The organism is Vibrio tarriae, assembly GCF_002216685.1.
Classification (GTDB): domain Bacteria; phylum Pseudomonadota; class Gammaproteobacteria; order Enterobacterales; family Vibrionaceae; genus Vibrio; species Vibrio tarriae.
On sequence record NZ_CP022353.1, the window covers coordinates 2,667,452 to 2,685,558 of the forward strand.

21 protein-coding genes are annotated in these 18,107 nt (G+C 47.9%); 11 read left to right on the forward strand and 10 right to left on the reverse strand.

Annotation, left to right across the window (positions count from 1 at the left end; all coding sequences use genetic code 11):
* The first annotated feature begins 42 nt into the window (after positions 1-42).
* Positions 43-822 carry a glycosyltransferase family 2 protein gene (locus tag CEQ48_RS17995; protein ID WP_089072156.1) on the forward strand — a complete coding sequence of 260 codons (780 nt, stop codon included), beginning with the start codon at positions 43-45 and terminating at the stop codon, positions 820-822.
* A 61-nt stretch (positions 823-883) separates the two neighbouring features.
* Here the strand turns inward: CEQ48_RS17995 and CEQ48_RS18000 are convergent, their stop codons facing one another.
* The gene (locus tag CEQ48_RS18000; RefSeq protein ID WP_089072157.1) at positions 884-1,921 is read right to left on the reverse strand and encodes a glycosyltransferase family 9 protein; all 1,038 of its coding nucleotides are present in this window, start codon (positions 1,919-1,921) and stop codon (positions 884-886) included.
* A 110-nt stretch (positions 1,922-2,031) separates the two neighbouring features.
* On the opposite strand from CEQ48_RS18000, the gene coaD reads away from it, so the two are divergent.
* Entirely contained in the window at positions 2,032-2,526 is a 495-nt protein-coding gene (gene coaD / locus CEQ48_RS18005) for a pantetheine-phosphate adenylyltransferase (RefSeq protein ID WP_000078886.1), read from the forward strand.
* Positions 2,527-2,622: 96 nt separating this feature from the next.
* Here coaD and mutM read toward each other — a convergent pair whose 3' ends face one another.
* The 6 genes from mutM to CEQ48_RS18035 all read right to left on the reverse strand — a co-directional run bounded on the left by mutM (position 2,623) and on the right by CEQ48_RS18035 (position 7,328).
* Positions 2,623-3,432, reverse strand: a complete 810-nt coding sequence (mutM, locus tag CEQ48_RS18010; protein ID WP_089072158.1) for a bifunctional DNA-formamidopyrimidine glycosylase/DNA-(apurinic or apyrimidinic site) lyase — start codon at positions 3,430-3,432, stop codon at positions 2,623-2,625.
* Between the two features lie 9 nt (positions 3,433-3,441).
* Positions 3,442-3,924: a hypothetical protein gene (locus tag CEQ48_RS18015; RefSeq protein WP_001266250.1), complete on the reverse strand. Its 483-nt coding sequence runs from the start codon at positions 3,922-3,924 to the stop codon at positions 3,442-3,444.
* A 226-nt stretch (positions 3,925-4,150) separates the two neighbouring features.
* On the reverse strand, positions 4,151-4,318 hold the full coding sequence (rpmG, locus tag CEQ48_RS18020; protein ID WP_001051801.1) for a 50S ribosomal protein L33: 168 nt from the start codon (positions 4,316-4,318) through the stop codon (positions 4,151-4,153).
* 13 nt (positions 4,319-4,331) lie between these two features.
* Positions 4,332-4,568: a 50S ribosomal protein L28 gene (rpmB, locus tag CEQ48_RS18025; RefSeq protein ID WP_000091952.1), complete on the reverse strand. Its 237-nt coding sequence runs from the start codon at positions 4,566-4,568 to the stop codon at positions 4,332-4,334.
* A 294-nt stretch (positions 4,569-4,862) separates the two neighbouring features.
* Entirely contained in the window at positions 4,863-5,537 is a 675-nt protein-coding gene (gene radC / locus CEQ48_RS18030) for a RadC family protein (RefSeq protein ID WP_000053459.1), read from the reverse strand.
* A gap of 111 nt (positions 5,538-5,648) precedes the next feature.
* Entirely contained in the window at positions 5,649-7,328 is a 1,680-nt protein-coding gene (locus CEQ48_RS18035; protein WP_198301201.1) for a methyl-accepting chemotaxis protein, read from the reverse strand.
* 182 nt (positions 7,329-7,510) lie between these two features.
* Between CEQ48_RS18035 and coaBC the strand changes: the two genes are divergently transcribed.
* On the forward strand, positions 7,511-8,710 hold the full coding sequence (gene coaBC, locus CEQ48_RS18040; RefSeq protein WP_001190958.1) for a bifunctional phosphopantothenoylcysteine decarboxylase/phosphopantothenate--cysteine ligase CoaBC: 1,200 nt from the start codon (positions 7,511-7,513) through the stop codon (positions 8,708-8,710).
* Positions 8,711-8,775: 65 nt separating this feature from the next.
* On the opposite strand, the gene CEQ48_RS18045 is transcribed toward coaBC, so the two are convergent.
* Positions 8,776-8,913, reverse strand: coding sequence for a hypothetical protein (locus tag CEQ48_RS18045; protein ID WP_001889830.1), 138 nt, complete (start codon positions 8,911-8,913; stop codon positions 8,776-8,778).
* On the opposite strand from CEQ48_RS18045, the gene slmA reads away from it, so the two are divergent.
* The 3 genes from slmA to lpxN are packed head-to-tail and all read left to right on the forward strand — an operon-like array spanning position 8,869 to position 11,400.
* Positions 8,869-9,459: a nucleoid occlusion factor SlmA gene (gene slmA / locus CEQ48_RS18050; protein WP_000918350.1), complete on the forward strand. Its 591-nt coding sequence runs from the start codon at positions 8,869-8,871 to the stop codon at positions 9,457-9,459. The genes CEQ48_RS18045 and slmA overlap by 45 nt on opposite strands.
* A 5-nt stretch (positions 9,460-9,464) precedes the next feature.
* The gene (locus CEQ48_RS18055) at positions 9,465-10,412 is read left to right on the forward strand and encodes a Kdo(2)-lipid IV(A) acyltransferase (protein WP_198301202.1); all 948 of its coding nucleotides are present in this window, start codon (positions 9,465-9,467) and stop codon (positions 10,410-10,412) included.
* Between the two features lie 10 nt (positions 10,413-10,422).
* Entirely contained in the window at positions 10,423-11,400 is a 978-nt protein-coding gene (gene lpxN, locus CEQ48_RS18060) for a lipid A biosynthesis myristoyltransferase LpxN (protein WP_001283377.1), read from the forward strand.
* 79 nt (positions 11,401-11,479) lie between these two features.
* On the opposite strand, the gene pyrE is transcribed toward lpxN, so the two are convergent.
* Positions 11,480-12,121: an orotate phosphoribosyltransferase gene (gene pyrE, locus CEQ48_RS18065; RefSeq protein ID WP_002030567.1), complete on the reverse strand. Its 642-nt coding sequence runs from the start codon at positions 12,119-12,121 to the stop codon at positions 11,480-11,482.
* A 199-nt stretch (positions 12,122-12,320) separates the two neighbouring features.
* Positions 12,321-13,037, reverse strand: coding sequence for a ribonuclease PH (gene rph / locus CEQ48_RS18070; protein ID WP_001247175.1), 717 nt, complete (start codon positions 13,035-13,037; stop codon positions 12,321-12,323).
* Positions 13,038-13,200: 163 nt separating this feature from the next.
* On the opposite strand from rph, the gene CEQ48_RS18075 reads away from it, so the two are divergent.
* The 5 genes from CEQ48_RS18075 (at position 13,201) to CEQ48_RS18095 (ending at position 18,106) form a co-directional block, all read left to right on the forward strand.
* Positions 13,201-14,067, forward strand: coding sequence for a YicC/YloC family endoribonuclease (locus CEQ48_RS18075; RefSeq protein WP_000640567.1), 867 nt, complete (start codon positions 13,201-13,203; stop codon positions 14,065-14,067).
* Positions 14,068-14,302: 235 nt separating this feature from the next.
* Entirely contained in the window at positions 14,303-15,520 is a 1,218-nt protein-coding gene (locus tag CEQ48_RS18080; RefSeq protein ID WP_089072161.1) for a tyrosine-type recombinase/integrase, read from the forward strand.
* A 337-nt stretch (positions 15,521-15,857) separates the two neighbouring features.
* Entirely contained in the window at positions 15,858-16,478 is a 621-nt protein-coding gene (locus tag CEQ48_RS18085; protein ID WP_089072162.1) for a hypothetical protein, read from the forward strand.
* Positions 16,475-16,975, forward strand: coding sequence for an ImmA/IrrE family metallo-endopeptidase (locus CEQ48_RS18090; RefSeq protein WP_089072163.1), 501 nt, complete (start codon positions 16,475-16,477; stop codon positions 16,973-16,975). The genes CEQ48_RS18085 and CEQ48_RS18090 overlap by 4 nt, the downstream gene beginning before the upstream one ends.
* Positions 16,976-16,987: 12 nt before the next feature.
* Positions 16,988-18,106 (forward strand): beta family protein, encoded by a 1,119-nt coding sequence (locus tag CEQ48_RS18095; protein WP_089072164.1) that lies wholly within the window; start codon positions 16,988-16,990, stop codon positions 18,104-18,106.
* Position 18,107 lies beyond the last annotated feature (1 nt).

Genomic DNA, 18,107 nt, shown 5'->3' on the forward strand with positions numbered 1-18,107 from the left:
CACACCTTTTATACCCAGATTTATTCGTAGCGAGGATTTTTCGTGAATAAACCAACGCTTGCTGTCGCATTGATAGTAAAAAATGAAGCGCGTCATCTGGATGAGTGCTTACAAACCGTGCACGACTGGGTTGATGAGATCGTAGTGCTCGATTCTGGCAGTCACGATGAAACCGAGCAGGTCGCGCATCGTTACACTGAAAAATTTTACGTGAATGCAAAGTGGCCGGGCTTTGGCCCGCAGCGCCAATTGGCACAATCTTATGTCCAATCGGATTATGTGCTGTGGCTGGATGCCGATGAGCGAGTCACACCTGAGCTCAAGCAGAGCATTTTACAAGCCGTTGCCGCTAATAAGCCGGATACCTTGTATCAATTTGCACGCCTCAGTTGGGTGTTTGGTCGCTTTATCCGCCATAGTGGTTGGTACCCCGATCGCGTACTGCGCCTCTACCCAACTCAACTGACTCGCTACAATGGCGCATTAGTGCATGAAAAGGTACACGTTGAACCAAGCATGAAAGTCGAAACTTTAGCGGGCGATGCGATTCACTACACCTATAACGATGTGCACCACTATCTGGTGAAATCCGCGGGTTACGCCAAAGCGTGGGCGGATCAGCGTCAGGCGAAAGGCAAGAAGGCTTCCCTTTCTCAAGGCATCGTCCATGCTGTGGGCTGCTTTTTGAAAATGTATCTGCTCAAGCGCGGTTTTTTAGATGGAAAACAGGGATTTTTAATTGCACTGCTCTCTGCACACTCCACCTTTGTGAAATACGCTGATTTGTGGGCACGTGATAATGACGAGCACTACAAACGCTAAGCGGATATCTATCGAGTAAAGTAACAAAGACAAAGGGAGCCGCAGCTCCCTTTTTTAATGATTAAAGCTGCACACTACGTAGCCAAGGCGTAAGCTCAGTCAATACGCTCTTCATATCAATCCGACTCATGTTCTCTTGGTTTGCTTTATCGTCTGCAGGCGGCGGACAAAAAGCGATGTGCTTACCTTGCGAGTTGAGTGGGCGCCAGCGCAGTGGCGTTGCTGAACGCTTGGCTGGGAAGAATCCGACCGTAGGCACATCCAAGGCTGCCGCGATATGCAAAGGCCCTGTCGAGCCCGCGATGAAAAGCTGCGCGCACGCCAGCGAACGAGTGAAATCCACCAGCCCGTCATTTTTGGCGTACAAGGCCGCGATCACGCCTTGCTCAGCCAGCAAGCTTTGCAATTGCGCCGCTTTCTCTTCTTCACCGGGCCCTGCGGTGAGCACCACTTGTTTGTGCTCATCCACCACGCCTGTCACTAACTCACTGTATTGCGTCAAAGAGAGATTATTCGCGGAGCCGCCACTGCCGGCGTGGACAAAAAGCCACGCCTTAGCCGGATTAAGCTCTAGCTGCTCAGCGAGTTTGCTGCGCTGCGCCGCCAACTGCTCAGCAGGAAAGGTCAGATACGGCGCGTTCGGCTCAATAATCGGCTGGCCGATATCACGCAAAAAAGCACGTACCAAATCAAGATTATATTCGTATTCCGGCTTGGCCGATTGCGAGCGCTTTTGCTTAATGCGGTGCTGATAGAAAATCTGCGCCAATTTGGTCGCCGGCGCTAAACGGTAAGGAATGCGTGCTTTCCACACTAAGAGCGCGTTATACATGGTCGAAAACAGGTTAATAGAAGCATCAAACTGCTGCGCTTTTAAGCTTTGCACCAACTTCTTATGCTGCGCTTTATCCGCCTGTTGGCCGGGGTCGATGATCACCGCGTCAATCCATGGACAAAGTTCTGCCAGTGCGGCGGTGTATTTCGGCACCAGCGCGGTGATATGACAATCCGGCAGAGAAGCTTTCAGCATAGCGAAACTTGGCCAAGCCAGCATAAAATCGCCAATTTTATCGTTGCGAATAACCAGTAACTTTTTCATTGTGCTCGATAAGGTGTGAAATTTTGCATGCTCATCATACCGACTTCATAGGTAAATGTGAGGCTTTTTGTTAGGATGAGGCCACTTCCCTGATTGATGAGTAACGGATTGTGAGCCAAAAACGTCTTTCCCGAGTGATTTACCCCGGCACTTTTGACCCCATCACTAACGGACATCTGGATCTGATTGAGCGCGCCGCGCAAATGTTTGATGAAGTGATCATCGCCGTGGCCGCCAGCCCGAGTAAAAACACTCTGTTTACGCTCGAAGAGCGGGTCGAGTTCGCGCGCCATGTCACCTCTCATCTGGATAACGTCAGCGCGAAAGGCTTTTCCGGATTGTTAGTTGATTTTGCCAAAGCCGAAAAAGCGAATGTCTTGATCCGCGGCTTGCGTACCACAGTCGATTTTGAATACGAATTTGGTCTCACCAATATGTATCGCCGTTTAATGCCGGGCTTAGAGAGTGTGTTTTTAACGCCCGCCGAAGAGCACGCATTTATCTCGTCAACCTTAGTGCGAGAAGTGGCGATCCACGGCGGTAATGTGGATGAGTTTGTGCCCACTATTGTCGCTAACGCTCTACATCAAAAGAAAAAAATCTAGCGCTTCAAAAGGATGCAAGCTCGCATCCCTCGATCCCCTTCCTACTTGAAGCTGCAGCGGTGTTGGCTACCTGCAACTCTAAGTCGTTTGGGTATATCAATGCTGGCACTGCGGGCAGAAAAAGGTATTGCGCTGAGCAATTTTCTGCTCGCAAAGCGGCTCACCACAATTCGGGCAAGGCTGTTTGGCTTTGCCATACACTTGCAGCTCTTGCGCGAAATAGCCCGGCTTACCATCGCTTTGGGTAAAGTCTTTCAGCGTGGTGCCGCCTTGCTTAATCGCCACTTGCAGCACTTGTTTGATGTTCGCCACTAAGGTTTGCCACTCCTCTAAGCTCAGCGAATGAGCGGGGCGCAGTGGATGGAGGCGTGATGTAAACAGCGATTCATTGGCATAGATATTCCCCACCCCCACGACCGCTGCGTTATCCATGATGAAAGCTTTTACTGCGATGCGTTTGTTGTGCGCTTTGTCCATCATATATTCAGCGTTAAAGGCTTCGGTCAGCGGCTCAGGCCCCAAACGCCCGAGCACTTCATGGCTCTCATCAGGCGCACACCATAACCAAGCCCCGAAGCGGCGCGGATCGTTATAGCGCAGCCGTTTGCCGCTGGTCATCACCAGATCCACATGATCGTGTTTCGCAGCAGGAAAATCGCCATCCAAAATACGCAGCGAGCCAGACATACCCAAATGCACAATCGCACTGCCGACGGCGGTTTCAATAATAAGATATTTAGCGCGGCGATGAATCGCGAGAATAGTCTGCCCTTCAAGCTGTTTCAGCTCTTGAGGGATCGGCCAGCGCAACTTGGGCGTACGTAACACTAAGGATTGAATCGTGCCGCCGACCAAATGTGGGGAGATCCCTAAACGGCTGACTTCAACTTCAGGTAATTCAGGCATGACAACCTCTTACAATGGCGCAGGGAATAGATAACTCGCTTCGGCCGAGACCGCAATCCAACGATCTTGCCAGTTTTTTAGCAACCAAAATTGTGGGGTTTGATAGAAGGTGATCCTTTGTGGCTCTTCGCGATCGGCATACCACACTTCTATCGTTTGTGCGTTTGGCAACGTAGGTTGCAGGGCACGATACGTCGCCTCATCCACTTCTGTCCCAGTGAGTGCATGCCAACGCTGCACTAATTCTTGCCCATCAACACTCAACTCAGGCTCCGACTGCCACTCTTCGCGGCTTTTTTCTAATGAAAACGCAGGGAAATGCAACGCCTGTAAGGTGGCGTCTGTTCTCAGTAAGCTTGGAAACTGGCTCGCAGGATCGGGCAATAAATAGCTTTTAATCACGGTCGGCAGATTAATCACCGCGATAAAAGCAATCACAGACAAAATCAGAATGTTGTTCCAACGGCGACGTCGATTGGGAGAAACGCGCATAATCACTCCTTGCGATAAGCAAACGTTTTGAGATTAACAAAGTGCTTAGTGAGATCCTAGTCATCCCCTTGCTACTTGAAGCTGCAACACCAAGTAGTTTGAGTATAAGAGGAGCTCTATACCTTGGCCTTTCTGTTATTGGCAGCCAAAACCCAAATAACAGGCAGAAAAAAACCCAACCAAAGGCTGGGTTTTTTTACAACACTGTAAACAAGAGCTAAATCAATTACTTGATTTTTGCTTCTTTGTACACAACGTGCTGGCGAACTACAGGATCATATTTCTTGATCTCGAACTTGCCAGGCATATTGCGCTTGTTCTTATCAGTGGTGTAGAAGTGACCTGTACCTGCAGATGATACTAGGCGGATTTTTTCGCGAATGCCTTTAGCCATTGCTCAATTCCTCTTAAACGTTTTCGCCACGTGCACGGATCTCTACAAGAACAGCATCGATGCCTTTCTTGTCGATGATACGCATACCTTTAGCAGTTAGACGTAGTTTAACAAAACGTTTTTCGCTCTCTACCCAGAAACGATGAGTTTGTAGGTTCGGCAGAAAACGACGCTTAGTAGCATTTTTTGCGTGTGAGCGGTTGTTACCAACTGCAGGACGCTTACCAGTTACTTGGCATACTCGTGACATGAATGTCTTCTCCAAATCGTTTCAGCTCGATATCAACCTTGGTGGCCGAACCTCTCTCTTTCCAAAATCAGAAGTTGAGGTTAAAAACCGTTATGGAATACCCATACAAGGCTATCAAAGGTCGCGCATTATACTAACTTGCCGCACATTGCTCAAGACCCGAACAGATCCTTTTCGCAGGATTTGCTGATCTTTTTACGGTGCGAGCTGAATCAGGGTTAAAAAATGTCGGGGCATATTAGCAGATTCTCGCTAACTCACAAGCTTAAAAATGCCGCAAACCATAAGTGTTGACTATATCCAGCCACGTTCAGCAAAAGAGACCACTTCCCCATCACCGACGACAAAATGATCCAGCACACGAATCTCAACCAAACCGAGTGCATCACGCAGGCGATCGGTGATCCTTCGATCGGCTTGACTCGGTTCCGCGACACCGGATGGGTGGTTGTGTGCCAGTATTACCGCAGCGGCATTATGGTGCAGCGCCCGCTTAACCACTTCCCGTGGGTAAACGCTCGCCGCATCAATCGTCCCTTCAAATAAAATCTCATCACGAATGACACGATGTTGGTTATCCAAAAACAATATATAGAAGGCTTCTCGTTGGCGATCGCGCAAAACGCTCGATAAATAAAGTTTGGTTTGCTGCGGACTGGTGAGTGCATCACCGCGCTTTAAGGTTTCAGCGAGATAACGCTGCGTCATCTCCAATACCGCTTGTAACTGGACAAATTTGGCTTCGCCCAACCCTTTGTGGCGACAAAACTGCTCCTTGGAGGCGCAGAACAGTGCGCGCAGTGATCCAAAATCGCGCAGCAGCAGATCCGCCAAGGCGAGCACATTCATACCATGCGTGCCTGTACGTAGGAAAATCGCCAGCAATTCCGCATCACTTAATGATTGCGGGCCGCGTTGCAGCAATTTTTCGCGCGGCATCGATTCGGTGGGTAACTCTTTCAGACTCATCTCTTTTCTCGGCGTCGGTTTTGCTTACTCAAGCCAGAGAAAAGGAAGGGCCGCAAGCGGCCCTTCTCAAGTTTCGAATCACCTCAAGCGGCGATGCAATTTCACTGTTGATTAAAGCTTAAAATGCCCAACCAAAGTGCCCATCTGTTGCCCAGAATGGGACAAACTTGCGCTCACGCTTTCGGTCTGTTTAAAGCTTTCACTGAGTTCATTGACGATCTGCTGAATCGCGACCAGATTTTGGTTGATGTCTTCTGCTACGGCGCTTTGCTGCTCAGCCGCAGAAGCCGTCTGAATACCCATATCATGAATTAGGCTTACCGCTTTGGAGATCCCCGCTAAGCTCTCTTTAATCTGCACCGATTCCAGCGCGGTTTTCTCACCACACTCTTGGCTGATGTTCATGCTCTGCACCGCTTTACTGACCCCTTGGTGCAGCGCATTGAGCATTTCACCAATCTCTTTAGTGCTATTTTGAGTACGACTCGCCAGTGAGCGTACTTCATCGGCCACCACAGCAAAGCCGCGCCCCTGTTCACCCGCTCGCGCCGCTTCAATCGCCGCATTCAGTGCCAGTAAATTGGTTTGCTCAGCAATATCGCCAATCACTTTCAGCACTTGGGTGATCTTCGCCGCCTGTTGGCTGAGATCGCCTACCGCGGCAGAGGTTTGGTTCACTTCGTTGACCAACTCACCAATCCCATCAATCGCCAGATTCACCTCTTTCTGCGCGACAGCAATTTGGCTGTTAGCGGATTCAATCGCTTGCGCGGTCGAGTAAGTGTTGCTCGCCACTTCGCGCGCCGTGGCGCTCATTTCAGTCACCGCGGCGACAACTTTATCGGTCTCTAAACAGTGACCATCCATCTTATGGCTGGCTTGCGAGGTTTGTTGATCCAACTCCTGCGCAGCCGCTTCGACCGTATTGGCCGAGGCGCGGATATCGGTCATGAGCGGATGCAGCTTATCCATAAAGGCGTTAAACGCTTTCGCCACATCGCCAATCTCATCTTGGCTCTCAACTTTAATCCGCGCGGTTAAATCGCCGCCACCCGCAGCCACCGCCTGTAATGAACTCACCACATGTTGCAGTGGTGCAATGCCGCGAGACACCAAAACACTCACCGCAATAATAGTGAACACTAAACCGACAACCGAAAGCCCAATCGCGGAGATCATTTGATCGTAGAGATCCGCCTCGCGCTGCGCGCGAAACTCTGCCACTTGGGTATCGACATCATCAATATAGATGCCCGTCCCCAATACCCAATCCCATTTTGGTAGGTATTCGGCATAACCCAGTTTCGGCGCTTGAGCATTAATCGTCGGTTTGTGCCAAGAGAAATAGAGGAATCCATCGCCCGTTTTTGAGGCATCAATTAAACCAGCAATCACCGCCACACCATTTTCATCTTTCATGCCGTAGAGGTTTTTGCCTTCTAATTCAGGCTTAATCGCATGTAGGGTATTGACCCCTTGTGAGTCGTAAGCAAAGAAATAGCCATCGCTGTCAAAACGCATCGCTTTGAGGATTTGTTTGGCTTGCGCTTGGTTTTCACCGGCTTTATCACTCTCATATAAAGGTTTCACCGCAGTCACCCCCATCATGAGATAGGCTTGCAGCTCTTTTTTCTTGGCATCAATCAGATCGGTGCGGTAGTTTTCTAGCTCTTTTTGTAAGGTAGATAACCCACTCTGATAATTCACCGCCATGACCAAGGCGGTAATGACGATCAGAGGAATGACCGTCAATAGCAGTAATTTGGTACGGCTTCGTAGAGAAGACAGCATAAGATTCCCTTTCATTATTGTTAGCTTTGTGAATGACTTATCTCATATTCATGGTCTATTGTCTGTGAAATGACCGATGCTTTGCAGCTCGACCAGTGGCGCGATGCACAGCGGCGGTTGTGACTCCAACTTTTAGCTCGAGCTGTGCTAACATAGCGCGCAGATTTTTTGAGGGATCCCAAATGCAATCATTGGCAGGCAAAAAGATTCTGCTCGGTATCAGTGGCGGTATCGCAGCGTATAAGTGTGCAGAATTGACTCGTCGATTGGTGGAGCGCGGTGCGACCGTGCAAGTGGTGATGACCCACGCCGCCAAAGAATTCATTACTCCGCTGACCATGCAGGCCGTTTCCGGACGTCCCGTATCGGATAGCTTGCTTGACCCTGCGGCAGAAGCCTCGATGGGTCATATTGAGCTCGCTAAATGGGCCGATTTGGTGCTGCTGGCCCCGGCGACTGCCGATCTCATCGCGCGCATGGCCGCTGGTATGGGCAATGATTTGCTGACCACGCTCATTCTGGCCACCAACGCGCCAGTGGCGATTGCTCCGGCCATGAATCAGCAGATGTATCGCAATATCGCGACCCAAGAAAATCTACAAACGCTTATCCGCCGTGGGTATCTGACTTGGGGTCCTGCGGCTGGCGAACAAGCCTGTGGAGATGTCGGCCCAGGTCGTATGTTGGAGCCGATGGAGTTAGTGGCGCACTGTGAAAACTTCTTCGCCCCGAAAATTCTTGTCGGTAAACGCGTGCTGATCACTGCGGGCCCCACTCGTGAAGCGCTCGACCCAGTACGCTACATCACCAACCACAGCTCAGGCAAAATGGGCTTTGCGCTCGCCAAAGCCGCCGCGCAGCTCGGCGCTGACGTCACGCTGGTCAGCGGGCCTGTGCATCTGCCAACGCCGGTGGGCGTCAATCGTATTGATGTGCAAAGTGGATTAGAAATGCACAGCGCAGTGATGAAAGAGGCAACCTCACACCAGATCTTTATCGCGTGCGCCGCGGTAGCCGACTATCGCCCACAAACCGTGGCCGAACAGAAGATCAAAAAGAGCCGTGATAACGACACATTGACCATTGAGATGGTGAAAAATCCCGATATCGTGGCGTCCGTTGCGGCTCTGACTGAGAATCGACCGTTTACCGTTGGCTTTGCGGCAGAAACGCAAGATGTCGAGACCTATGCGCGTAGCAAGCTCGTGCGCAAGAATCTGGATATGATCTGCGCTAACGACGTCTCGATTGCTGGCCAAGGCTTTAACAGCAATGACAATGCCTTGACCCTATTCTGGAAAGAAGGGCAACACAGCCTACCTTTAACCAGTAAAGACGCGCTCGCTAGCGCAGTAATGCATTTGATTCATGAGCAAATGTAGGCGTTATTTTCGCCACCTACTTCAACCATTTTTATCAACACGCTTCGAACAACCTCTGAGCTTAGTTACACTTCAAAGGTTTCATCTTTGTCGCAGGCGCTGAGTCTGCGACGTAGTTGTTGTTCATCAGCAGTGATAACCAAAAGGAAAAACGGGGCATGGCCGGCAATAAAAAAATCAATCGACGCGAAGAAATCCTGCAAGCTCTAGCCGAGATGCTTGAATCCAATGAAGGGGCTTCACGCATCACTACCGCAAAACTCGCTAAGCAAGTTGGCGTGTCCGAAGCCGCGCTGTATCGCCATTTCCCGAGCAAAGCTCGTATGTTTGAAGGCTTGATTGAGTTTATTGAAGAATCCTTGATGTCGCGTATCAACCGCATCTTTGATGAAGAAAAAGACACGCTCAATCGCATTCGTTTGGTGATGCAACTGCTGCTCGCCTTTGCCGAACGTAACCCGGGCTTGACACGCATTCTCTCTGGGCATGCTTTAATGTTTGAAAATGAGCGCTTGCGCGATCGCATCAATCAGTTGTTTGAACGGATTGAAACCTCTTTGCGCCAAATTCTGCGTGAACGTAAACTCCGCGAAGGCAAATCCTTCCCGGTGGATGAAAATATCCTCGCCGCGCAGCTGCTCGGTCAGGTGGAAGGCAGCTTGAATCGCTTTGTGCGTTCTGATTTCAAATACCTGCCAACCGCGAATTTTGATGAATACTGGGCGCTGCTAAGTGCACAGATTAAGTGAGTACAATGAGTCAAGATAAATACAGCAAACCTGAATTCTCCTTCTCTTTATTGCACCCAAAATACTGGGGAGTCTGGCTTGGTTTTGGCCTACTCGCCCTGCTGGTTAACCTGCTGCCTTATCCTGTGCTGCTAAAAATCGGCCGCAGTTTAGGCCAATTTTCGATGCGCTTTGGTAAAAAGCGGGTCCATATCGCCAGACGTAATCTGGAACTCACCTTCCCAACCATGAGCCAAAGCGAGATCGATGCGTTTGTCTTGGAAAACTTCAAAAACACCGGTGCGGCCCTGATTGAAACCGGCATCACTTGGTTCTGGCCAACGTGGCGCTTTAAGCGCATTTTGATTGATAAAGATACCCAAGCCATTCGCCAACATGCAAAAACAGGCAAAGGGGTTTTGCTGTGTTGCGTACATGCACTCAATCTGGAAATCACCGCGCGCGCGTTTGCTGTGCTAGGCATCGGTGGCTATGGCGTGTATCGTCCGCACAGTAATCCTGCCTATGAGTTCATTCAGTACCGTGGTCGAACACGCAATGGCAATCAGCTTATCAACCGAACCGATATTAAGCAGATGATCCGCGTGTTACGCCAAGGCGAGCGTCTGTTCTACCTGCCAGACCAAGACTATGGCCACAATAAGTCGGTGTTTGTGCCTTTCTTTGCGGTAGAAGAAGCTTGTACCACCACCGGCACCAGTATTTTGGCTTACACCAGCCACTGCGCGATTGTCATCGGCTCCGGTTTCCGTAACGCGCAAGGGCGCTATGAGATCATGGCTGATAAATCAATTGAAGCGGACTACCCACAAAAAGATGAAACCGCTGCCGCAGCTTACATGAATAAATTTGTCGAAGAGATTATACTGCGCGCCCCCGAGCAATGGATGTGGCTGCACAAACGCTTCAAATCTTTGCCGGACTATGAACTGACCAACTCGCGCTATCAGTAAAGGTGAATTTGTGAGCGATCAAGACAACGGCATTGCACGCCATCTACATAACCCGCAATTTGAGTGGCGCTTTCTGCACCCCAAACACTGGGGCACTTGGATCGGCATCGCTTTCGCGGCACTGTTGGCCTTTATTCCATGGCGCATACGAGATCGATTAGCCAAGCCCTTGGTGCCATTTATCATTAAGAAAAATGGCCGCGTAGTCCGCCGCGCTCGGGTTAACCTCGCCTACTGTTTTCCAGAGAAAAGCGAGCAAGAGCGCGAGCAGATCCTGCACGATACGTTTGTGAAAGCCTCGCAGTTTATGCTCGGTTATTCAGAGCTGTTGGTGCGCTCGACCCGCTACAACAACGCACGGGGCGAACTGATTGGCGAAGAGAACTTGCTGCCGCTGCTAGATAGCGGCGAGCGGGTGATTTTGTTAGTCCCGCACTCTTGGGCCATTGATTACGCCGCCGTTATGCTGGCGGCTCGCGGCTACAAAGTCGCCAACATCATGAAGCCACAGCGCAACCCGATTGCCGATTGGCTGATGCACGTCCAACGTATGCAGTATGGTGGCCGAATTTTCACTCGTGAATCGGGCATCAAACCTTTCTTGCGTTCGATTCAATCCGGCTATGTTGGCTACTGGGTACCGGATGAAGATCACGGCCCGCAAAACTCCGTGTTTGTACCGTTTTTTGCTACCGAAAAAGCCACGCTCAAAGGGTTTGGCAAAATGGCTAAGCTGTGCAAAGCGCATGTAGTACCTTTGATGTCATGCTACAACAGTGATTCAGGCCGTTATGAAGTGCACATTTTGCCTGCGCTGCAAAACTTCCCAACTGGCGATGAAGAAGCCGATGCACTGGCGATGAACCGTGCGATTGAAGCCCTGGTCACGCCACAGCCGGAGCAGTACATGTGGAACTTGTCGTTGCTGAAAACTCAGCGTGATGGCAGTGAAATTTACGACAACTCCCATCATGGCGATCAAAGCTAAGCGTTTTTTTTTTTGAGCTTAATGCTAGAAAAACAGCCTCAATTGAGGCTGTTTTTCGATTTGCGCGTTAATCTTTGGCTTAAATGCCGTATTGCGCGCGGTACGCTTTGACCGCTTCTAAATGCTCGGCATTACCGCCTTGCTGTTCAAGATAGGTGATGAGATCGGTCAGGCTCACAATCGAAATCACCGCGCAGCCGAAATCACGTTCCACTTCTTGAATCGCTGAGAGCTCGCCCTTGCCTTTCTCTTGGCGATCAATAGCCACTAGAACGCCGGCTAAATCAGCCTTATTGGCTTGGATAAGCTCCATCGATTCACGAATTGCCGTACCAGCGGTGATCACATCATCCACCAGCATCACGCGACCTTCTAACTTGCTGCCCACCAGATTACCGCCTTCGCCATGATCTTTGGCCTCTTTGCGGTTAAAGCAGTAAGGCGTATCCACATCGTGGTGGTCCGCCAACGCGACTGCTGTGGTGGTAGCAATCGGAATGCCTTTGTAAGCAGGACCAAACAGCACATCAAACTCAATACCAGAATCCACTAGCGCTGCCGCATAAAAACGGCCCAAGCGCGCTAAATCACGGCCAGTATTAAACAGACCAGCGTTAAAGAAATAAGGACTTTTACGGCCTGATTTCAAAGTAAATTCGCCAAACTTCAGCACCTGTTTTTCTAGGGCAAACTCAATAAATTCACGCTGGTAAGCTTTCATCACATCTTCTCTAAATTTACGATTTAAGAACAATTCATCTTCTAAGATATTGGCGTGAGGGCAAGGCAGCAAAACTTTGAGTCCCTAGGAGCTTACTGAAGTAAGTGACTAGGGCAAAAAGTACTTGCTAACGCAGCCATCGCGTCAATACCGACGAAGATGAGGGCAAAAAAATAGCCCCCAATTGGGAGCTACTTAATCAATCTAACAACGATGCCTTCTGCACTGCGACAATATCGGCAATGCCTTTTTTCGCGACAGCCAGCAATTCCAGCAACTGCTCATGACTGAACGGCTCACCTTCAGCAGTGCCTTGAATTTCAATCATTTTGCCTTCTTCGGTCATGACCACGTTCATATCCGTATCAGCGGCAGAATCTTCGACATATTCCAGATCGCACAGCACATCTTCACCTAGGATACCAACCGAAACCGCAGCCACATGGCCTTTCATCGGGTTCTTCTTCAGTTGGCCTTTGGCGATCAGATGGGCAAAAGCATCGGCCAGTGCCACGCTTGCACCAGTAATCGAAGCGGTACGCGTACCGCCATCGGCTTGAATCACATCACAATCAACGGTGATCATGATTTCGCCCATCGCTTCCAGATCCACCACAGCACGTAGGCTGCGCGCGATCAGACGCTGGATTTCCATGGTACGACCGCCTTGCTTACCATTGGTCGCTTCACGGCGCGTGCGTGAATGGGTTGCACGCGGCAACATGCCGTATTCCGCCGTCACCCAGCCTTTCCCTTGGCCTTTTAACCAACGTGGCACACCTTCTTCAATGCTGGCATTACACAACACTTTGGTGTTGCCAAATTCCACCAACACCGAGCCTTCTGCGTACGCAGTGTAGTGACGGGTGATTTTGATGGGGCGAACTTGGTCCGCAGCGCGGTTATCTGGACGCATAGGGTCTCGACCTTCTTGTGGCTGTATCAATTCGGTTGGGGCAGGATTATAGCCCAAAGCCCCTATAGGCGCTAGGTTAACGAATTCAGCACGGTAGCGCCGTTCTACCTGCTTTGCTACTATTAGCGCCAGTCACAAAGAGATGAAAGCAAAGGACATCCTGATGATTTACAGCATGACTGCGTACGCACGCAAAGAAGTCAAAGGCGATTGGGGCAGCGCCGTGTGGGAAATTCGCTCGGTTAACCAACGCTATTTAGAAACGTACTTCCGCTTGCCTGAGCAGTTCCGTGGTTTAGAGCCACTGCTGCGCGAGCGTTTTCGTCAGCGCCTGTCACGCGGTAAGATCGAGTGTCATTTGCGCTTTGAAGCAAATCCAGCCGCGCAAAGCCACCTCACCATCAATGAAGGACTCGCCCAGCAAGTGATTAATGCTGCTAACCAGATCATGCACATGACCGGTGAACTCAGCCGCATTAACCCATTCCAAGTGATGCAGTGGCCGGGCGTGATGGAAACGCCTGAGCAAGATATGGACGCCATCAACCAAGCACTGCTCAGTGCGTTTGATGAAGGCGTGGACGAATTTATCGCCGCGCGTGGCCGTGAAGGCGACAACATGAAAGCGCTGATTGAGCAGCGTTTGCAAGCGATCAGCGCCGAAGTCGTCAAAGTGCGTGCGCGCATGCCGGAAATTCTGGAATGGCAACGCGAGCGTCTATTCAGCAAATTTGAAGAGGCGAAAATCGAACTTGATGCGAGCCGCGTAGAGCAAGAGCTGATCCTGCTGGCACAAAAATCGGATGTGGCCGAAGAGCTGGATCGTCTCGACTCTCATGTCAAAGAAGCGCGTGAAGTGCTGAAAAAAGGCGGCTCATGTGGCCGAAAACTCGATTTCATGATGCAAGAGTTCAACCGTGAATCGAACACCTTGGCTTCTAAATCCATCTCAACCGATATCACCGCCTCCGGTGTGGAACTGAAAGTACTCATCGAGCAGATGAGGGAGCAGATCCAAAATATAGAATAGATTCCCCTCTATTCCACACACTTCCACAAAGCCCTTATTTATAAGGGCTTTTCTGTTTTCACCATCCATATACATCCATAAAATTCATCAACAGCCATGAACAAATGGGGAGTATCTTGGGTAGCACTTTGCTATTTACTCCCCACCGTAGTATAAATATCACAACATACTCCCCACTTCTGGAGGGTGATGTAATGATAACTTCGATTAGAGCTATAAATTCAAGGAGATAGAGATGGGGAATCTCACCGTCAACCAAGTTAAGGCGATAGTAAAAGACCAAAAAACGGGTCGTCATGCCGATGGTGATGGTTTCTATCTAATGATTCCTAGAATAGGTCGACCATACTGGATGCTAAGGTACACCCTTTTTAAGAAAAGAAAGGAGGTGACTATTGGCAAGGTCGATGAACTTTCTCTTGCAGATGCAAGGTTGAAAGCATCTGAACTTCGAAAGCAAATAAGCGAAGGAATTAACCCTATTGCAGAAAGAAAACGGAGTAAGCAAGCCGATATACAAATAATCGATGATCTCTTCGAAGACTGGTACAAGGATTTGTCCAAAAGGCTCAAGCACCCCAATATACCTAAGCGTATCTACCAGAAAGAGATCTCTCCGCAAATTGGTCAATACACGTTGAAACGTGTCACACCTTTAGATATCCGTAATATCATCCAAATAGTCGCTGACAGTGGCCGTCCAACCACAGCTAACGACACGCTAATGTATTGTAAGCAGCTTTTTAAACACGGTATGAAGATTGGTGTTATTGAGTCTAACCCCGCACTAGCATTTTCTAACTATGATGCTGGTGGCATTGAAGAAAGCCGAGATCGGGTCTTAGAACTGGAAGAGATTAAACATGTTTTTTCCGTCTTCAACCAAAACATTTATAGCTTCAATCGAGACAACTACCTAGCTTGTGCTCTGCTTCTTTGTCTTGGCGTTCGTAAATCAGAGCTAACAGAAGCAAAGTGGACTGAGTTCGATCTAGATAATGCTTTATGGCACCTACCAGCGGAGCGAAGCAAATCTGGCACAGGTTTCACGATTCCGCTTCCGGATCTGTGCATTAAATGGTTTAAAGAACTACATCAGCGAGCTTGTCGCTCGGAGTACGTCTTCCCAAACAGAAGGGAAAGCAAAGTACCTCACATGGGCAAAGACACACTGAACAGGGCTATTTCAAAGCTATTTGGTCGAGAGCCCGGTCGTAAGGTACAACCACCAAATAAAATGGGCGATATCAAACACTTTGCGGTTCACGATCTACGCCGCACCTGCCGTAGCCTACTCGCTTCAGTCAAAGTGCCTAGCCATATCGCGGAGCGCTGTCTAAATCACAAGTTGAAAGGTGTTGAAGGTATCTATGATCGATATGACTACTTGGAAGAGCGCAAAGAAGCACTGGAGAAAGTTACCAAGCTAGTTGAGCAAAACATTGTCATTTAAAGCTGACAATGACACTTGATGATGAGACCGATTCAAGATCTATAGCCACATTGGTAAGAAATCAATGTTGAAAATAAAGAGGTATTAGTTCCTGTATAAAATGAAGACGCCGCGTCACATACAATCACGATCTGATTTACTTGGTAAATGCACAATGCTACATCCTTAATACTTACCAAAATGTTAATCCACGACTTTCCTACTGACTTTATTGTCATCAATGAAATCAAATAACAAGAATTTTATCAATGTTTTTAAGTAAGTAGAAAAAGTCACAATGATAGTAATGAGATATGGTGGCATACTCGTAGCTCCATTCTCATTTTTTAGAACATACATGAAAAAAGTCTCGACTTCGCTACTATCATTTCTGCTGTGCTTTCTTAGTTACTCCCCTAAGGTAGCTGCAACAAATGCATCTTCTTCTCAAGAAACACAGGCTAAAACCCCTCAGCTACGAACGTCTACTCAAAATAATATAGAAGCTGATAACCTTGACTTAACTTTGCTTAATGTAATCGAAAAGCAAAAAGCAGCTATATCTAACCTTCAAGAAAAACAAGAACAGTTACAAGAGCAGATAGAAAAATCTGAAGGCAGAATGAGTTTTTCTGTATGGGTTAGCCTGTTATTGGCATGTGTTACCATTATAGTAACTGTGTTTGGTGTTATTGTAGCTATAGTTACTTTCTTTGGGTTTAAAAACGTAAAGGAAAGTGCAATTAAATCAGCGGAAGAACTATCAACCTCTGTAGCTTCAGAGGTCGCTCGAAACGAAGCTAATAGAAAGATTAACGAAGTGGCAAAAAAGGAAATAGCATTTTTGCTAGATAACGGTGAACTTAAGGAACACTTAGAAAGTGCAGTCGACTTAATTGTAAGACGACAAATAAAAGATAACGGCTCGAATGGTTTTAGTAAGTACCCAGAGTTAGACCTTGAGGAAGAACAAGCATGAGTAAATCCACGGAATGGACAAAGCTAAGTCAGTTTCAAAAATCAGTTATTGAAAAACAACACTCTGAATTACCCGTAAAGCTCGGCCAGATAGCTAAAGATCTAGGTTTAGTGGTAAAGAAAACAACTTTAACTGCCAACATATCAGGTCAAATAAAAGAAGAACAAGATGGTACAGTTAACATAAAAATAAATAGGCACGATGTAAAAGCAAGGCAGCGCTATACTCTTGCTCACGAGATTTCACATTTCCTCTTGCATAGACACCTACTGAAAGATGGAATCACTGATGACATTTTATATCGTTCGTCTCAATCTACCGCCATAGAGAGAGAAGCGGATAGATTAGCGGCAGACATCATTATGCCGATGGAACATGTTCTAAGGCTTAAACAACATCATGCAGCAGATAAAAAGGGAGAATTGTTATATGAAGCTATAGCAGAAGATATGGCAGTCTCAGCAATTGCTTTAAAAAATAGATTAGGCGTCAAGTAAGCGGAGGCATCAATGAATATAAAAATAGCTTCTTACGTTCCTTTGATATCTCTAAAGCCAGCAGAAATGGCAGCTCTCGAAGAACTATATGATTGTGAAAAAAATCAGCTACTCCCTGCATTCTCACTAAAACGTTGGGCTGCCTGTAAAAGCTTTGATAAATCAATGGATCGCATAGAGAAAGCATTTGGGAAAAGGCCATGGATAGCTGATGTTGATGATGATTTCCTCAACTCACTGGAGAATAAAGCACAAGAGGAAGGGGCTGCCAAAGTTTTCCTTGAATTTCAGGAACTACTCAAGCCAGATGATGGCTATAAGAACTGGGTAGAATTTATCAAAAAGCATGAACATATCGTCCCTACAGTTAGACTTCAGGACTTAGAACAGCTAGACAAACAATTAGATCGACTACTGGAATTAGAAAGAACCATCGTCGTCAGATTAAAAATGGCAGGCAGTCAACCTTTAACAATTCCGGACTTCAATAATATAATACAAACATTAAGTTCGTATAAACTAGAGCAATTGTTCTTAATACTAGATTACGGTGATCTAACTCGAATCAACCTAATTGAACATCACAAATACACCAAGTTCATTCAGGGTATACATAAAGTGCTTCCTAAAGCAACAATCGCTTTTTCTGGAACTTCATTCCCTTATTCTTTTGGTCGTTCTTATCGAGGGGAAGTTTCTATTTTTGAGCGCCTTATTTTCAACAAGATAGTTAAAGATTGTGAAGGAATTAAGTTAGTCTACTCAGACAGAGCAAGTGCTCGTGCTGAAGCTATGGGTGGGGGTGGTGGCTTACCTCCTCCAAGAATTGACTATGCACTAAAAAATGACTGGAGATTCATCAGAAAAGAATTTGATGATGAAAATGAAGACGAAGAAAAAGAAGAGCTCTATCAAGAAGCTGCCCAAGAAATGATAAATTCAGATTATTGGATAAAGGACCTAAAAGCATGGGGGCAACAAATGATTGAGAAGACCGCCGAAGGTAATAAATACGGTATTAACTCAGCCCAAAAAGCAACTGCGGTAAGAATTAACCTTCATCTTTACCAGCAAATTCATTATTTTGAAGAGATAAGTGAGTTAGATACCGAAGAAGATTGGGAAGATTGAA

Bases quoted from the DNA above. Each gene is read 5' to 3' on its own strand.
- CEQ48_RS18095 (WP_089072164.1), top strand. From the start codon at position 16,988: ATGAATATAAAAATAGCTTCTTACGTTCCTTTGATATCTCTAAAGCCA.
- rpmG (WP_001051801.1), bottom strand. From the start codon at position 4,318: ATGGCTAAAGGCATTCGCGAAAAAATCCGCCTAGTATCATCTGCAGGT.
- rph (WP_001247175.1), bottom strand. From the start codon at position 13,037: ATGCGTCCAGATAACCGCGCTGCGGACCAAGTTCGCCCCATCAAAATC.
- pyrE (WP_002030567.1), bottom strand. From the start codon at position 12,121: ATGAAAGCTTACCAGCGTGAATTTATTGAGTTTGCCCTAGAAAAACAG.
- CEQ48_RS18015 (WP_001266250.1), bottom strand. From the start codon at position 3,924: ATGCGCGTTTCTCCCAATCGACGTCGCCGTTGGAACAACATTCTGATT.
- CEQ48_RS18090 (WP_089072163.1), top strand. From the start codon at position 16,475: ATGAGTAAATCCACGGAATGGACAAAGCTAAGTCAGTTTCAAAAATCA.
- CEQ48_RS18085 (WP_089072162.1), top strand. From the start codon at position 15,858: ATGAAAAAAGTCTCGACTTCGCTACTATCATTTCTGCTGTGCTTTCTT.
- slmA (WP_000918350.1), top strand. From the start codon at position 8,869: ATGGCCGGCAATAAAAAAATCAATCGACGCGAAGAAATCCTGCAAGCT.
- mutM (WP_089072158.1), bottom strand. From the start codon at position 3,432: ATGCCTGAATTACCTGAAGTTGAAGTCAGCCGTTTAGGGATCTCCCCA.
- radC (WP_000053459.1), bottom strand. From the start codon at position 5,537: ATGAGTCTGAAAGAGTTACCCACCGAATCGATGCCGCGCGAAAAATTG.
- rpmB (WP_000091952.1), bottom strand. From the start codon at position 4,568: ATGTCACGAGTATGCCAAGTAACTGGTAAGCGTCCTGCAGTTGGTAAC.
- CEQ48_RS18080 (WP_089072161.1), top strand. From the start codon at position 14,303: ATGGGGAATCTCACCGTCAACCAAGTTAAGGCGATAGTAAAAGACCAA.
- CEQ48_RS18000 (WP_089072157.1), bottom strand. From the start codon at position 1,921: ATGAAAAAGTTACTGGTTATTCGCAACGATAAAATTGGCGATTTTATG.
- CEQ48_RS18075 (WP_000640567.1), top strand. From the start codon at position 13,201: ATGATTTACAGCATGACTGCGTACGCACGCAAAGAAGTCAAAGGCGAT.
- coaBC (WP_001190958.1), top strand. From the start codon at position 7,511: ATGCAATCATTGGCAGGCAAAAAGATTCTGCTCGGTATCAGTGGCGGT.
- CEQ48_RS18035 (WP_198301201.1), bottom strand. From the start codon at position 7,328: ATGCTGTCTTCTCTACGAAGCCGTACCAAATTACTGCTATTGACGGTC.
- CEQ48_RS18055 (WP_198301202.1), top strand. From the start codon at position 9,465: ATGAGTCAAGATAAATACAGCAAACCTGAATTCTCCTTCTCTTTATTG.